This window comes from Natrinema soli, assembly GCF_028618695.1.
In genome coordinates, this window is sequence record NZ_JAQIVI010000016.1 from 1 (window position 1) to 13,790 (window position 13,790).

The 13,790-nt window shown below is 58.9% G+C and carries 14 protein-coding genes and 3 pseudogenes; 10 read left to right on the forward strand and 7 right to left on the reverse strand.

Translation table 11 applies throughout. The features are described from left to right. Positions 1-131 precede the first annotated feature (131 nt). The 7 genes from PGX04_RS01015 to PGX04_RS01040 all read left to right on the forward strand — a co-directional run bounded on the left by PGX04_RS01015 (position 132) and on the right by PGX04_RS01040 (position 4,916). Positions 132-1,007, forward strand: coding sequence for an SOSS complex subunit B family protein (locus PGX04_RS01015; protein WP_377042251.1), 876 nt, complete (start codon positions 132-134; stop codon positions 1,005-1,007). A 361-nt stretch (positions 1,008-1,368) separates the two neighbouring features. After that, complete coding sequence (locus PGX04_RS01020; RefSeq protein ID WP_273736811.1) at positions 1,369-2,478, forward strand: transcription initiation factor IIB family protein; 1,110 nt, start codon at positions 1,369-1,371, stop codon at positions 2,476-2,478. 91 nt (positions 2,479-2,569) lie between these two features. Next, positions 2,570-3,304 carry a hypothetical protein gene (locus PGX04_RS01025; RefSeq protein ID WP_273736812.1) on the forward strand — a complete coding sequence of 245 codons (735 nt, stop codon included), beginning with the start codon at positions 2,570-2,572 and terminating at the stop codon, positions 3,302-3,304. A 186-nt stretch (positions 3,305-3,490) separates the two neighbouring features. After that, positions 3,491-3,958, forward strand: coding sequence for a hypothetical protein (locus tag PGX04_RS01030; protein ID WP_273736813.1), 468 nt, complete (start codon positions 3,491-3,493; stop codon positions 3,956-3,958). A gap of 74 nt (positions 3,959-4,032) precedes the next feature. Continuing rightward, positions 4,033-4,125, forward strand: coding sequence for a DUF8012 family protein (locus PGX04_RS34960; RefSeq protein ID WP_465263781.1), 93 nt, complete (start codon positions 4,033-4,035; stop codon positions 4,123-4,125). Positions 4,126-4,289: 164 nt separating this feature from the next. Next, positions 4,290-4,559, forward strand: coding sequence for an AbrB/MazE/SpoVT family DNA-binding domain-containing protein (locus PGX04_RS01035; protein ID WP_273736814.1), 270 nt, complete (start codon positions 4,290-4,292; stop codon positions 4,557-4,559). Next, on the forward strand, positions 4,560-4,916 hold the full coding sequence (locus PGX04_RS01040) for a type II toxin-antitoxin system PemK/MazF family toxin (protein ID WP_273736815.1): 357 nt from the start codon (positions 4,560-4,562) through the stop codon (positions 4,914-4,916). It abuts the gene before it with no gap. Positions 4,917-4,928: 12 nt separating this feature from the next. On the opposite strand, the pseudogene PGX04_RS01045 reads toward PGX04_RS01040, so the two are convergent. Together PGX04_RS01045 and PGX04_RS01050 are read right to left on the reverse strand one after the other, a co-directional pair. Further along, positions 4,929-5,105, reverse strand: a pseudogene (locus PGX04_RS01045) (PadR family transcriptional regulator); the annotation flags it as partial. Positions 5,106-5,267: 162 nt separating this feature from the next. Next, on the reverse strand, positions 5,268-7,211 hold the full coding sequence (locus tag PGX04_RS01050) for an SWIM zinc finger family protein (RefSeq protein ID WP_273736816.1): 1,944 nt from the start codon (positions 7,209-7,211) through the stop codon (positions 5,268-5,270). A 119-nt stretch (positions 7,212-7,330) separates the two neighbouring features. On the opposite strand from PGX04_RS01050, the pseudogene PGX04_RS01055 reads away from it, so the two are divergent. The 3 genes and pseudogenes from PGX04_RS01055 to PGX04_RS01065 all read left to right on the forward strand — a co-directional run. Next, a pseudogene (locus tag PGX04_RS01055) lies at positions 7,331-7,513 on the forward strand (ATP-dependent helicase); the annotation flags it as partial. Between the two features lie 155 nt (positions 7,514-7,668). After that, positions 7,669-7,818 (forward strand): DUF2080 family transposase-associated protein, encoded by a 150-nt coding sequence (locus PGX04_RS01060; RefSeq protein WP_273736818.1) that lies wholly within the window; start codon positions 7,669-7,671, stop codon positions 7,816-7,818. A 3-nt stretch (positions 7,819-7,821) separates the two neighbouring features. Continuing rightward, a pseudogene (locus PGX04_RS01065) lies at positions 7,822-9,050 on the forward strand (RNA-guided endonuclease InsQ/TnpB family protein). A gap of 13 nt (positions 9,051-9,063) precedes the next feature. Here PGX04_RS01065 and PGX04_RS01070 read toward each other — a convergent pair. The 5 genes from PGX04_RS01070 to PGX04_RS01090 all read right to left on the reverse strand — a co-directional run bounded on the left by PGX04_RS01070 (position 9,064) and on the right by PGX04_RS01090 (position 13,324). Further along, a complete protein-coding gene (locus tag PGX04_RS01070) occupies positions 9,064-10,095 on the reverse strand; it encodes a DUF8137 family protein (RefSeq protein WP_273736819.1) in 1,032 nt (343 codons plus the stop codon). Between the two features lie 56 nt (positions 10,096-10,151). Further along, the gene (locus tag PGX04_RS01075) at positions 10,152-10,952 is read right to left on the reverse strand and encodes an SWIM zinc finger family protein (RefSeq protein WP_273736820.1); all 801 of its coding nucleotides are present in this window, start codon (positions 10,950-10,952) and stop codon (positions 10,152-10,154) included. A 105-nt stretch (positions 10,953-11,057) separates the two neighbouring features. Next, positions 11,058-11,789, reverse strand: a complete 732-nt coding sequence (locus PGX04_RS01080; protein ID WP_273736821.1) for a Zn-binding domain-containing protein — start codon at positions 11,787-11,789, stop codon at positions 11,058-11,060. Positions 11,790-12,074: 285 nt separating this feature from the next. Then, positions 12,075-12,467 carry a DUF8115 family protein gene (locus PGX04_RS01085; RefSeq protein WP_273736822.1) on the reverse strand — a complete coding sequence of 131 codons (393 nt, stop codon included), beginning with the start codon at positions 12,465-12,467 and terminating at the stop codon, positions 12,075-12,077. Next, positions 12,464-13,324 (reverse strand): ParA family protein, encoded by an 861-nt coding sequence (locus tag PGX04_RS01090; protein WP_273736823.1) that lies wholly within the window; start codon positions 13,322-13,324, stop codon positions 12,464-12,466. The genes PGX04_RS01085 and PGX04_RS01090 overlap by 4 nt, the downstream gene beginning before the upstream one ends. Between the last annotated feature and the right edge of the window lie 466 nt (positions 13,325-13,790).

The window sequence follows — 13,790 nt, forward strand, 5'->3', positions numbered from 1 at the left end:
AGTGTCCCGCTCTACTCGCGCCTCAGGGGACCTGAAGGCGCGAGCGAGAGCGGTTGCAGGAGACGAGCACAGTTGGGACTCAGAAGAGTTGAGATGAAGACGCGGTGGGTAGCGCCTTCGGACAAATGCCAATGAGTTCTACGAACTTCCGAGATGATAAAACTTCGGATGAATCGAGTGTCAACCAAGATGCGGCTGCGGAGAAGACGGACGTAGGCGTGGAAGATCCGTTCGCGGAGGACATCGTGGACGAAACGCCGGAGTTCGCGGCGTCAGTTGATCAGGAGATCAATACGAAAGTGGAGACGAACCACCCGGAGACGGTGGTTGGACGCGAAGAGAACGAGTTCGGACACCTGCCGCTGGCACAGGAAGAGCGGATTCGGGCTCGAGAGGAGGAGCTCGAGTTGATAAGCGCAAAGGCGACGTTCGGAACACAGGAGGGACGAGAGAAGCGGACGCGAGAGGTCGTGGTCGAGCAACGCCGAGAGCGGCGGGTTGAACGGGTGGATCCCCGTTCGGAGCTGGAGCAAGAGCAGTTGGCGGAGGTCAACACACAATCGGTGCGAATCACGGAGACGGTTCGTGGGGGTCCAAGCCGGGCGGCAGTGAGCCGTGGACTGGCGGAGAAGGTGACCGACGGGAAGTCGATGATCGACGCAACCCTCGAGGAGATGGAGGAAGTGAAGGCCGGGTCGGGAACGATCGTGGACATCGCAGACGTGCCGGAGGTGGAGGCAGGCGAAGTGGACGTGGAAGGCGAGATCATCAAACTGTGGGAGCCCTCGAAGTCGTCGATCAGCCAGGTTGGGCTGATCGCGGACGACACCGAGAAGATGAAGGTCACGATCTGGGAGAACTCCTACCAGACGAACGTGAGCGAGGGAGAGACGGTGCGAATCAGGAACGCGGCGAAGAACTGGCACAACGAGCGATGTAACCTCGCCGTGACCGGCTGGAGCCGCCTCGAGTTCCCCGAACGCGGGCAGTGGTGGACCCAGGAATAGCGTAGCCGCTCCTCTTTTTTGTGTGTCCGCCCACACGCTCGCTTCGCTCGCGTCCTCCCCACGTCACTCCCGATGGTCGCTCGCTCGTCCCTCGCACGCGGACTGCGCGCTGCGCAGTCTCGCACGCGCCACCACCTCACAGGAAGATGATTGACCGAACCGTTTGGAATGGATTGGTCACGAGAGCGCACACCGCTCGGTGGTGTTGGATCACACCCCCCGAAAGGGGTGAGGGAGAGTCGAGATGGCATCACCAGCACTGCATCCGTCGATGCGTCGGGACGTGACTCGACGCGACCCGCCGACGTACGTATTGGCAGCAAACGCAGCTACGTGAGTGCTCGTCTCCCCGTGAAACCCTATGTCAACAGAGAGTTCTGTCCAGTTTGACGAGTCGGTTGTACAGCAGTCCAAACACGACACTGCCAGTTCCCAGGTGATCACAGACGCTCACGCAGCCACGAAAACAAAGCCGAGTGAGCGCGAGCCTGCCGGTCAATCGACGTGTACCGAGTGTGAGGGACAGATCATCACGGCAGAGCATACGTCATACTGCGAGGAGTGCGGGTTAGTCGTCACGGCCAACCACATTGATCACGGCCCGACACGGCGTCGACACGGACCAGACGAACGGAGCGGTCGCCACGAGTGGAGTTGTGAGTCGGTCACGCAGCTTCGCATCGACAAGGGCCTGCACACGACGTTCTTCCTCACCAGTGACGGCTATGGCAACGCGCTCTCGAGCGAGCAACAAGACAAATACGATCGGCTGAAGCAGCGCCACAAGCGCTTCCAGGTCGAGAGCAAACGCGCGATCCGGCTCAACGAGGCGCTTCGGGACGTCCAGTTAATTGGGGGAAATCTCGGGCTCCCACAGCATGTGGTCGTTGACGCCGGACAATTGGTGAAGCGGGCTAGCGAGGCTCGCGTGCCGGGCGCATGGACCTCGTGGGAAGGGGTCGCCGCGGGTGCGGTATTGCTTGCGGCGACGAATGCCGATCGCAATCGCTCACCGCGAGAGGTGGCGTGCTACGGGAAGGTGGATCATGTCCGGTTGTGTGCAGCCGCGCGCAAAATCCGGTGCTATACCGACGTAGCGTATCCACCAGTGCGAGCAAACGCGATCGCACAGGTCCTCGAGATACTCGACGAGAGCGTGCTTGATGGTGGGACCTACCTCCAGTGTAGAGACGTTGCACAGCACTTGATGAAGATCGCTGATGAAGTGCCGATCGGTGCGGGCACGCCACGATTGACTGTCGCGGCAGCTGCCGTTTACCGTGCAGATCGCTTGCTTGGCGGTGAAAACCTTACCATGCAGCAGGTCGCCGATGCTGTGAGTGCGATCGTTGAGACGAGCAAGGACAAGATCAATCGCTACTCCGCCGACCTTCGAGACGAGTACCACGAGCGAGCAAAGACTGTCACACCGAGCGCGCTTCGCGACCGAGGGCACATCATGGTGCGGTGACCGCTCTGCGGACGAGCTTCTCGGGGGGTATCCACTGGTTGTGGGCGTCTGGTGTTGGTCGCTCCCACTAGTAGGTGGAGGCAGATCACCCATGTCACCCGATTCGACGGTCATGCTCGCGCTCGATACTGCATCTGCCCTGCGCAGTTGGCTTCGCAGTGCGAGCCAGCATGACGCGCTCGACCCAACGGTCGCCGACTCGCTCGCCGACCTTGCTGGGGCGATCGACAGCCAGTTGCACAGCCAGGTCCACGACCAGGCTGAGTCGCTCGAACTCAGCGTGTCGACGACGCAGTTCCCCCCGGATACCTCCTCATCGAGAGCGGACCACAGTCGGTGTGCAGAGGACAAGTCTGCCGATCTGGACACATATCCTTCTCCACGTCCAGAGACAGACGACTCGGCCGAGACCGAGATCGAGACCGACACCGGCACTAAAACAGAACCGTGTGAGTCTGATCCCTCACAGATCTATGACGAGCTGCCAGCCCACGCATGGAACCCTGATACTGCCAAGACCGATGGTAGTTCGACAACTGAGGCTGGGACCAACGCACCAGAAAGAGACGATCGCGACACCCCATCACCGTCGACACCAGGCTCAGACAGCACTCCCGACGATCCTGACAGGGATAGAGAAGCGCTGCCGCCCGCAGAGTACGTCACAGCCTACGAGTGTGACGTGTGTAGCGTCAGGCGAGAGATGGAAACGTCGGTGAAAGTATGTGCGTTCGTCGCGGATTGTCAGGTATGCAACGCGATCGACGTCCGGTTCAGCGCCGTCGAGATTCCGACGCCGATTCCGGACCACTCTCGTCACGGTTAACCTCGTGACTCCGACTTGATCGGAGCAGTCGCTCGTGACCGACCAGTCCCAGTTGCTCACATCGCTCCCTCCTGTGTCGGTCGCTGCGATCGCTGGTTGCGCTGCCGGGCTCTCCCCGTTACGTGACGCTCACTCTGGACAGCCGGTGGCGTTGTTCGCCCCTCTGAGATGGAGAGGGTTCAAGAGATGTTGATACACGACTCGGTCAGTCGACTGGCGACCGCACAGCCACTCGAGACGTCGGTGAGCATCGAGGAGCGATTCCCGGCATGGGATTGTGAGCAGGGGAACGTCTGTCCGTGGGCACTGGGCCGGCGGCAGTGTGTGTTCTCGTTGGTTCGGTTCATCACGGACGAAGTGGACGAGATGACGTTCTCGACGCCAGTAGAAATGACGGTCGCACCGACAGCGGTGTACCAGCCATCGTCGAGCTGGCATGATCGCTTCATCGGCACGTATCAGGTGGCCGTCTACCCGAACGTAAATCCGGACTGGGGATCGATCGAAGCCGAAGTCCCAACGCTCGAGGAAGCACTCGAGGTCGCAGAAACCGTCTGCAGTGACCTCGAGCAACGATACGACCTGCTGACGGAAGACGAGCGAGAGAACGGCGAGGTCGCCCTCTTATCGCGGGGACCGAAGCCAATCCTCTGAGTCGAAAGCCTTGCGAAGAGCGCACAGCCGGTGGCGGTGTTCACCCCTCTGCAGAGGAGTGAAAGAGATCACAGATGGACTCACGACATGTACCCGGATACCTACGGCACCGCGCATGGAGCAATCTCAGAAGCATCGAACAAGATCAGTTGAGCGAAAAAGATTAAGAGAGAAACGCTGATGCAGTGGTACTACTTAAAGACGTATCGCTCTTTGAGAGTAGAGGATGCTCAGAATTCACAGGGTCCAGCACGGTCGGACGGTTGGCTAGCCAAGCAATTGCCTCCGCCCGCCCAATATCCTTTTGAGTATGGATATGATATGAATACGTATGGGCGAGGTAAAGAAACGACGTGTTGGCGATCGCGGGCAGATCACTCTCCCAAAGGAACTGCGCGAAGAATTTGACATTGGTGGCGGTGACGAGATAGAAATCCGCAAAGAGTCGGGGAAAATCGTTATCGAGAAACCGATTACTCGGGACGATCTAGCGGCCGGATATCGTGCGCGGGCCGATCAGCTTCGAGACCTCCATGAGGAGATGGGTGGCGTTTCGCAAGAGGCCGACGAGTATCTTGGCGACGTTCCGGAGTGGGAATAGATGGAAGTGCGCCGGGGAGACATTGTGATCGTTGAGCTCGACCCGACGAAAGGATCGGAGCAGCGGGGGACGCGATTATGTCTCGTCGTCCAGAATAATGTCGGGAACGAAAACGCACCCACAACGATCATCGTCCCGTTCACGACGTCGGTTGATGACGATTTGTATCCGTTCGAAGTGCTCATAACGGCCGATGAAAGCCACCTTCGCGAGGACTCTATCGCGATGTGCAGTCAGATCCGAACTGTGTCAATCGAACACCGGATCAAAACCGTTGTCGGATCCATCCCCGATGAGCGGATGAATGAGGTTGATAGCGCACTCGAGTATAGCCTCGGGTTACGCGGCTCGTGGTAGTTTCCCGGACACCTAATCTACCCAGTCACGGCCAGCCTCAATTTCACGCGTTTCTCGTCGCGTCACCAAGTAAACGTTTGTCCGTCGGTCGGCCTGCTTCTTCTCGAGGAGTCACTTGTCGACGAGTTCGTCCAGATTCGGGTAGAATCGTCCGTGATAGATCTCAGTCTCGTAGTAGTTCCCGAGTTCACGCCGACCACGGCTGCGAAATCGAAACGATCAGCCAGCGCACCAAGCTCGAGCGCAGGAAACCAGATTGCTATCAGACGCTCCTCGACGAGACGGTCGACCAAATCTTTAGGGCTGGCCCCGGTATCACGGGTAAACGTTCGGCGTACAATACGGAGTTGTTCAAAACCCGGCCTTCGCCAGTTCGTCGAGAAAAGCCGGTCGGTTCGAGTGCTTGTCCTTCAGGAAGTCGACGAACTCCTCAAACCGCTCTTCAGAGACGAGTTGCTGCATCTCTTCGAGGTGGTCGGCGATCTTCCGGTAGTGACGCCGCCCCGTCTCACCAGCGGCAAATGGGACGAGCAGTTCGCGGTAAAACTCGAAGTATTCGACCGGATCGACGGTTGCGATTGGATCCCGATACCGGCGAACCCACGAGAGGTTCTCGCTGTCTTTCAGTTCCGCAAACGCATTTTCGAGGTCACCCTCGTGGACGTACATGGCGATGAGTTTCTGCCGGTCGTCCGCGAACTGTCGCTCAAACTCCTCGTAGAGTGACTGCCACTGCTCGTTGTCACAGATCTCTTTCAGATCATCGTAGGCTGCCCACTCGGTATGTTCGAGAAACAGATTTTTCAGCGTGCGACGGTACGCATCTGAGTCGTGCCCGCGGTAGAGTTCGGAAGCGAGCCAGTGAAGATCGGCTGTCGACCGAAAGGTATCGATCCCATCTTCGAGAACCTCGATTGCACGGTCTTCGTTCCCCTCCTCGATCAATCGCTCAGCGTACTGCTTACAGAAGTGAGTGCTTTCGAGATAGACCTCCTCGTACAGTGCTGACAGTGCCGCTTCCTCGGCGAGTTGCTTGAGGATATAGATGTACGTCGAGATGAGACACCGTACGCGAAGTGAGGAGGAAATCTCCGTCTCTCCAGCACTCGATTCGGTCGGTTCGGCAAATGCGGTGTGTGACTCGACGGTTGTCGGGTCGTCGACACGCAGCTCCTCGAAGACGTCGCCGACGAAGTACTCCAGTTTCAGTGTCCCGACTTCCAGGTGTTGGATGTCGAGCGTCCCACCAGTGAAGTCGTCGGGAGTGAGCGCCCCATCGGTGAAATCCGAGGCATAGAGAATGTCGTCCGCTCGCTCACGGTGGTGTTCCGTGGGTTCTTCTGTCGACTGTTCGTCTGGCGATTGTTCGCCGGCAGTCGCAGCATCGAGACTGATGTTGGAGACACGCTCGTCCAGTGCATCCAGCCAGTATTCGAGGTCGTCGATCGTCGTACAGAGTGTCCGCAGTCCGTCGTCGTAATAATCGCTGGCGAAGCCGTGGTCGGCCTCGACGAAGCCGTCGCAGAGGTACTCGATGTACGGTCGCTTTTGTTCGTGGGTGGAAACGTGTTCCACGACCGTCTCCGCATACGATTCGATCGCCCGTTCTATCTCACGACCGTGGTATCCGCTGCTGTCGTCGACCCGGTTCAGGTTCTCACGGATCGCTTCAGCAATTGCCCGGTAGATGTCCGTCGCTGTCTGGAAGTTGCCGCGCTCCCGGTGAGTCTCAGCGAGGTCGTAGTACTGTGAGAAATCGACGTGCGTGTCGTATTCGACCATCCCGCGTCGGTCGGCAGCACTGTCGAACAGTCGGCCGATCTCCTGCTTGTAGTCGTAGACGCTTTTTCCCGTGTCTTCACCTGCGAACGCGATGAGGCGGTCGCGGATGTCGCGGTCATCCTCGATAATCTCAAGAAGGAAGGATCGAAGCTCGTCGGCTGCCATGTCCGCGACCAGTGGGTTGATGTCTCCCGTCTCCGAAAGAGTGCTATCTGGACCGGCGTCAGTCTCATCGTCCGTGTCGGTATCGCGGTCCTCGACGGTCAGCAGAACCGCGACGATGTGTTTGCAGTCTCCCGCGTAGTCGTACGGACAGCTACAGCGGGTGCGAACAGTATCGTTCGCAATGTCGACAGCCACCTCGTAGTAGTTAGAGCCACGAACGGTGGCCCTGACCTCCCCACCGTCGATGTCGAGTTCCTGAACACGCTCTTGATGATAGTAGTTCACACCCCGTTGGAAGGACTGTTCGGTACAGAGCGACCGAATTTCTTCGCGGGTCGGATAGTCCATATGTTGCCGACGACTACTGTGCTGGTCCCTGAAAACGTGGCGCTAGCGTATCCCCATCGATCTGTGAAGTGCGGACCCGACAGATTGAATCCCGCTTGGTGCCTGCGTTCAGACAGTTGATGCGGCTCGAATTCGACGACGGCACGCTCGTCCTCCACGACGCACCCAAAACTGTCCCCTACGCGGAGTGGGACGATCGTGTCGACGAGTATCGCGCCCAGGCCTATCGATACCGCGAGATTCTCGACTGGGCTGGCCACTGGACAGACGGCGGTGAACAAGCCACACTCCACGATGGGTTTACCTAAATCGAGGCGCTAATGCCCCTTCCTCAGCGAGCGCCGAAGGCGCGAGCAGGGAGGGGATACAGCGTCGCTCGTGTTTCTTGGACTGTTCTACAGCAGGCCCGCAGGCCCACGCTATCAGTAGCTGAGTATCTACGAGGTAGATACACTCAATGGATCGGTACGAGGTCGAAGGACACGAAGTCCTCGAAGCCGAAGTCAAACCGACCGGCAACGGTGCGCACATCTACGTCCCGAAAGTGTGGACTGGCGCGACCGTCAAAGTCGTCCGCGTCACCGATCCAAACGACGAAGACGAGTAGACCATGCGCTACAACTACAGGTATCGGCTCAATCCGACCGACGAACTCCACGAACGGTTATCGTGGACTGTCGATACCTGTCGATAGGTCTACAACCACTTTCTGCACCGACTCAACCGAGAGGACAGCACAACCGCCTACTCCGAGCAATCGGTCCTTCCCGACCTCAAACGCGAGTGGACCGACCTGAAACAAGTCCACTCGAAGGTGCTGCAGAAGGTCGTACAGCGGTTGTACGACAACCTCTCAACACTGACGGGGCGGAAGGACAACGGCTACCGCGTCGGGGAACTCAAGTGGAAAGGCCCGCAAGAATATCGTTCGATCAAGTACAGTCAAACCGGCTTCGAACTCAAAAACACGAGTGGCCGTACTGTACTTTCTCTTTCAAAAATCGGCGATATTCCGCTAGTCTACACCGCGACGTTCCCGACGGCGCGACGATCAAAGAAGTCGTCGTCAAGCAGGAACCGACCGGCGAGTGGTTCGCCGTTCTCGGAATCGAAACCGAGGACGACGCACCACCGAAGCCCAAGAAACTCGAGGACTGTGTCGGGATCGACGTGGGAATCCTCACGTATGCTCACGACAGCGACGGGACCGCAGTCGAGTCACCGGACCTCTCAGCCGAACGCGACCGACTGGAACGCGAGCAACGCAAACTCTCGCACAAAGAACACGGGTCGTCGAACTACCGCAAGCAACAGCGCATCGTCGCCAAACGTCACGCCGATCTGCAACGGAAGCGCCGGGACTTCTTGCACAAGCTCTCGAACCACTACGCTCGGGAGTGCGACCTTGTGGCCGTCGAAGACCTCGACGCCAAGGGGTTGATGGAACTCCCATCGAACAGCCGGAACCGTGCCGGAGCAGCGTGGGGAACGTTCCTCCGAATGCTCAAGTACAAGTGCGAACGCGAAGGCACGCACTTCGTCGCCGTCGATCCAGCCGGGACGACCAAAGAGTGTGCAGCGTGCGGTATCTCGACAGACAAACCGTTGTGGGTCCGCGAGCACTCGTGTCCGTCGTGCGGATTCACGTCCGACAGGGATTGGAATGCTGCCTACAACATCTTGGTAGGTGGACTGAAGCAAGTAGGGACGGGCTGTCCCGAATCAACGCCTGCGGAGACTGCGCTCCCTACGGGAACCGATTCGGTTCCTGCAAAGCGCGTCGTGGAAACAGGAAGCCCCACCCTCACGGAGCGAACGGCGCAAGCCGTGAGCGAGTAGGGTGGGGAGGAAGTCACAGGACGATATCGTTGAATTCCCAGTCGTCGGGTAATTGGCGGGCGAGACCACAGTCGACGACGACGGTCTGGAGTCGCTTTCGAACCGCGGGGTCCCAGTCGAAGCCCTCCTCGTGGAACTCGGGAAACAGCGTCTCCAGATCCCAGTAATCGCTCGTATCGGGCGGGTAGCCGTCGTCGATTCGCCCGAGAATATGGAGGATCTGGGACGGGTCCGAGACGATGCCCGCAGCAAACAAGGCTTCGATGAGGTCCGTCGCAGCGTGCTGGTCGGCGTGGAATGCGTGTTCGATCGCTGTGCTCGCCCAGATCTCGTACTCGCCGTCGACGAGTGTCTCGATAGTGTCCACGAACGGGCGCTCAGGATGGCCGATGCCCCAGCCGTAGCTCATCGAATCGATCCAAGGATGTGTGTCTCCAGGATGGCGGTGGAACGGCAGCAGGTAGTCGAGTGCATCGGCTGGGATCGCCTTGACGCCATCGGTACGGCGCGTGCGAACCAGCTGTTTACCAGTCACAGTCGCGAGCACGTGGCTGACGTGTGGATACTCCTCATACTCGCCCCGTTCCACGCCGTCGAACGCCTCGTGTTCGGGATAGGTCTCGAAGTCATACGTGGCTTCTGGCCAGTACGCCTCCAATATGTCGAGCAGGAACGCCCACCCTTCCCGCTGGACGACTGTTTCGAGACCCTCGACTGCCGGGCCGTGGAACACGCGATGGAATCCCCAGTACTCTCCGTCCTCGGTCTTTGCCCACTCCTCGGCGAGGCGGCGCTCGTACTGCGCGAGTGCCTGATAGACGGCCATCTCCTCGCCCTGCTGTGCTTGGTCTATGGCGTCGGTCAGGTCGTCGCTGGCGTTTCGTTTGACTCTCTTGGTCGTCTCGTGTTCTTGCTTTCTGATTTCAGCCCTGTTCTCCTCGAATAGTTCATCGTCCGAGGTGGGTTCATCGTCCGGACAGTCGTGCAGGCGCAGGCTCGACAGCGTGTCGAAACCCTCACCGCAATCCTCACAAGTGTGGGACATTATGATTGTCGCTACGTTCCTGACTGCAATCAAAACCCGGGGCAGTCGTCAGAAATCTATTTTTCGTATCGCTCTTCGAGTTCGTCGAGTGCGCGCCAGAATTGCTCGCTGTTGAGCGCTGGGTCTGTCGACGTCCGCGCTTCTAGTGCGCCGGCGTACGTGTCGAACTCTTCAGGACTTGGATCGGTTGCCAAGACACAGTCAGCGTAGCCATCGATCGCAGTCTGGATGGTCCGTGCGTAGTGATCGTAGGAACCATCGACCCAGCTGTACTTCTCGTCGACCTCCTCAAACACCGCTCGATAGACGGTCGCAGCGGCCAGATACCGGTCGCGGTCACGATACTGCTCGGCGATATCGAAAAACCGGGAGAAGTCGATGGCGTCGTACACACCAGGGTCGGCGTGTTGCTCGAACAGTTGCGCGATCTCTTCGCGATACTCGTCGACCGATTTGTGGTCGTCGCCGAACTGCGCGAGAAACTGCTCGCGTAACTCTGCGTGCTCGGCCAAAGCGTCACGCACGAATCCCCGCAGGTCGTCGGCTGACACGTCGTCGAGAACCGTCTCGACATCCTTGCTTTCGTCCTGTGGCGGATTCGCGGCGATGTCCAGCAAAACCGCGACGACGTGCTTGCAGTCGCCACCACCGTCATACGGGCAGGTACACCGTGTGTCGATGCTCCGCCCGCCGAATTCGATAGTCACGTCGTTCAGTTTCGAACCGCTGACAGCCGCAGTCACGAGGTCGTCGAACCGATCGAGGCGCTGAATCCGCCCCTCATCGCGGTAGTCTTGGCCACGCTTGAACACTGCGTCCGTGCTCCGATTCTGGATGGTTTCCCTGTCAACGTTCACGTCTCACCGTTTGACGCGGGAGCCTAATCGGACTTCGGTGTTGCATCGTCAGCCTGCCGGCTCAGATCGGCCAGTGCCATCGTGAGCGTCGCCGCGAGGCGCTTGTCAAGCGGCTCGTTCGCCCGGCCACAGTGGGGTTGACTGGATACAGGCCGGACACCCGTTGAAACACCCGCAATCGGCGAGCAGTTCCCACGTGTGTTGGAACAGTTCCTCGATGTGGTCGTATCCGTTCTGGGCCAGTCCGACCCCACCGCGGTAGCTGTCGTAGATGAACAGCGCACTCGTCTCTGCCTGAGGATGGTCCGTCGTCGAGACACTCCCGACATCACGTCGGTCGCAGAGAATAACGAGTGGGAACGTTGCGACGAGGGCGTGCTGGACGGCGTGGAGACCTCCTTCGAACGATCCGGACATCGTCTGCATGAGCCGTTCGAGCCCCGGTGGGAGTGTCACGTACAATGCCCGCGTTGACAGCGTTGTTTCGGGCAGGTTGAGTGACTCCTCGATCAGAATCTCTCCCGTTCGGTGGTCGCGCCGCTGAAACCCGGTGACCTGTTTCCATCGAGTTACGTCCGCGAAGTGAACAGTAACGTCGTCTCGCGTCGCCAGTGGTTTGGTGGCGATATCTTCCTCGATGGTCATCGACTCCTCGTACTGGACGCGGGTCTGGTAGTCGCTTTCCGTCGGAGTGAGCCACGCCACGTCGCGGTCCAGGTCGAGTGACTGGACCTCGTAGTTGCGGCCCTGATGATGATAGATTGGTCGCGTCGCAAAGTCCTCTAGAGTTCGGTAGCAACTGACTCCCGTGAGGACGGGGTCACCTCTGGTGTCCACCCGAGGTGCTCCATCCACGCCACAATTGACGTGCGGTTCACGATTAGCATCGACGACCGGAAACTCTAGACCGCTTTGAGACGGCACCAACTTCTTTGTGAACTATCCCGCCCTACTCGCCGCCTTCGGCGGCTCCTTGAGGGTGGGGGCTTGGCACCCTCACCGCCACCGCTAAGACATATTCGAAAACGCAATCGCAAACGTAAGCGCAAACGCAAATGAATGCGGAAGCGAAAGCGGAGACGCGAACGATAACGAGAACGTGTGCGATACCGAAAAGGAGTGTTACAGGTTCTGCCGGGCGTGTTCACCAACAGCGTCGTTCAAGTCGACCATCGTCTCCTCGGCAGCAGCCTGGAACCCGACACGGAGGGCAAGCCGGACGATTTCACTTCGGTCGAACACCTCGGAGTGCTTGCGCCCGAGTTCGTCCTCGAGTGCCTGTCCGACCGACTGCATTTTGTCTTCGTTCCTGTCGGCATCGAGCGTCGCCAGTAACGCGGCGATCGGTTGGTCACGGACAGCGATCGTCTTCCCCAACTCGCCCTGTTCGATCGCCTCGAGCGCGTCGACGATCTCGTCGGTGAACGTCATCGGCCCCTCGGTGTCGACCTCGTCGTTGCGGTCGCCGCGTTGGGTCGCTGCTTTGAGTTCCTCGAGTTCGGCATCGTCGGTCATGTCGAACCATCCAGGCGACGCTGGAGTGCGGTTGCGTTCTCGTGGAATGCCTCGCGTGCGCGTTCGGCGGTCGTGGACGGTTCCTCGAGTGCGAATACCGTCTGGCCGTCGTCGGCGGCGTTGCGAATGTCCTGGCTGACGGGGACGTGTGCGGGCGCGATCGCGTTGGCATAGTCTTCGCCGAAGGCTTCTAGATATTCATTCGCGAGGTTGGTTCGGCGGTCGACCTTGTTCGGCAAGACCATCGCCAGCTCGACAGCAACGTCGAAGCGATCGTGAATCTTCTCGAGGTCGTTTCGGAGTGCCGCCGCCTGTTCGCTCTCAAATGGTCCCATCTCGACGGGCGCGATGACGTGTTTGGTTGCCCACAGACCGTTGTACGAGACGTTGTTCGTCAAACCCGGTAGATCGATAATCACGGTGTCGTAGCGACCGTCGATATACTCATTGAGGAACTGCTCGAGTCTTGAGTATCGCTCGCGTGCGTCGTCGATGTTCCCGAGGTCGGCGTCAAGCGAGTCGAGCCCTGGATGGGCTGGAATCAGATCGACGCCCTCGTCGGTCTCGATAATCAGACTCTCGACGGCCGCATCTCCGAGTTTCGTAGCGATTTGATTCCACTCCTCAGCGAAAACTGTCGAAATGTTCGGCCAGTCGTCACCCTCGTCGATCTGCTCTTGCACCTCTTCCCACACGCCGAAGTGTTTCGCGAGGTCGCCCTGTTTTCCAGCAAGGTCGATCAGCAACACGTCTTTGCCAGCTTCGGCGAGTGCAACGCCGAGATGGGCCGCGGACGTCGTCTTCCCGGTACCGCCCTTGTCGAGGAACGTAGCGGCGCGTTTTGTTGTTGTAGACATTTGCGTAACCGTTTGCGCAAACGTTTGCATCAAATATAAACGCTTTCGTGACAGTTGTCTCGAGGCGAGAGTCGTCCTCAAGTCGGTAGATCGGTGTTTCGTCACTCATCGGTCTCACCCCGTGGGACGAACTCGAGGCGCTCACGCTTGAAGACCACACTGTCGAGTTCCCACCCGGCGCGGCGGATGATAATCAAGGCGTTGGCGACGTAGTTCGACGGGATGGGTCGTCACTGGGCGGCACGAAAGTCAGGGTCGGTCTCGTAGACGGTCGGCTCGTCAGCGCCACCTTCTGACGGTCGGTTGTCGGTCTTTCGACAATAGATGCGTTAGCACACGACGCCGCCGCTATCCTATTGCGTGAACGGCAGGAACGGCAGAAGTTGAGACTTCCCCTCTCATAGTGATTAAGACGAATCTTTGCCAGTAAGATACGGCCAGATGTTTGGTTCGGTGATTGAGCTCA

Excerpts from the sequence above, each read along its gene's own strand:
- PGX04_RS01090 (WP_273736823.1), bottom strand. The coding sequence starts at position 13,324 with ATGTCTACAACAACAAAACGCGCCGCTACGTTCCTCGACAAGGGCGGT.
- PGX04_RS01050 (WP_273736816.1), bottom strand. The coding sequence starts at position 7,211 with ATGGACTATCCGACCCGCGAAGAAATTCGGTCGCTCTGTACCGAACAG.
- PGX04_RS01035 (WP_273736814.1), top strand. The coding sequence starts at position 4,290 with ATGGGCGAGGTAAAGAAACGACGTGTTGGCGATCGCGGGCAGATCACT.
- PGX04_RS34960 (WP_465263781.1), top strand. The coding sequence starts at position 4,033 with ATGGACTCACGACATGTACCCGGATACCTACGGCACCGCGCATGGAGC.
- PGX04_RS01020 (WP_273736811.1), top strand. The coding sequence starts at position 1,369 with ATGTCAACAGAGAGTTCTGTCCAGTTTGACGAGTCGGTTGTACAGCAG.
- PGX04_RS01015 (WP_377042251.1), top strand. The coding sequence starts at position 132 with ATGAGTTCTACGAACTTCCGAGATGATAAAACTTCGGATGAATCGAGT.
- PGX04_RS01030 (WP_273736813.1), top strand. The coding sequence starts at position 3,491 with ATGTTGATACACGACTCGGTCAGTCGACTGGCGACCGCACAGCCACTC.
- PGX04_RS01070 (WP_273736819.1), bottom strand. The coding sequence starts at position 10,095 with ATGTCCCACACTTGTGAGGATTGCGGTGAGGGTTTCGACACGCTGTCG.
- PGX04_RS01040 (WP_273736815.1), top strand. The coding sequence starts at position 4,560 with ATGGAAGTGCGCCGGGGAGACATTGTGATCGTTGAGCTCGACCCGACG.
- PGX04_RS01085 (WP_273736822.1), bottom strand. The coding sequence starts at position 12,467 with ATGACCGACGATGCCGAACTCGAGGAACTCAAAGCAGCGACCCAACGC.
- PGX04_RS01060 (WP_273736818.1), top strand. The coding sequence starts at position 7,669 with ATGGATCGGTACGAGGTCGAAGGACACGAAGTCCTCGAAGCCGAAGTC.
- PGX04_RS01025 (WP_273736812.1), top strand. The coding sequence starts at position 2,570 with ATGTCACCCGATTCGACGGTCATGCTCGCGCTCGATACTGCATCTGCC.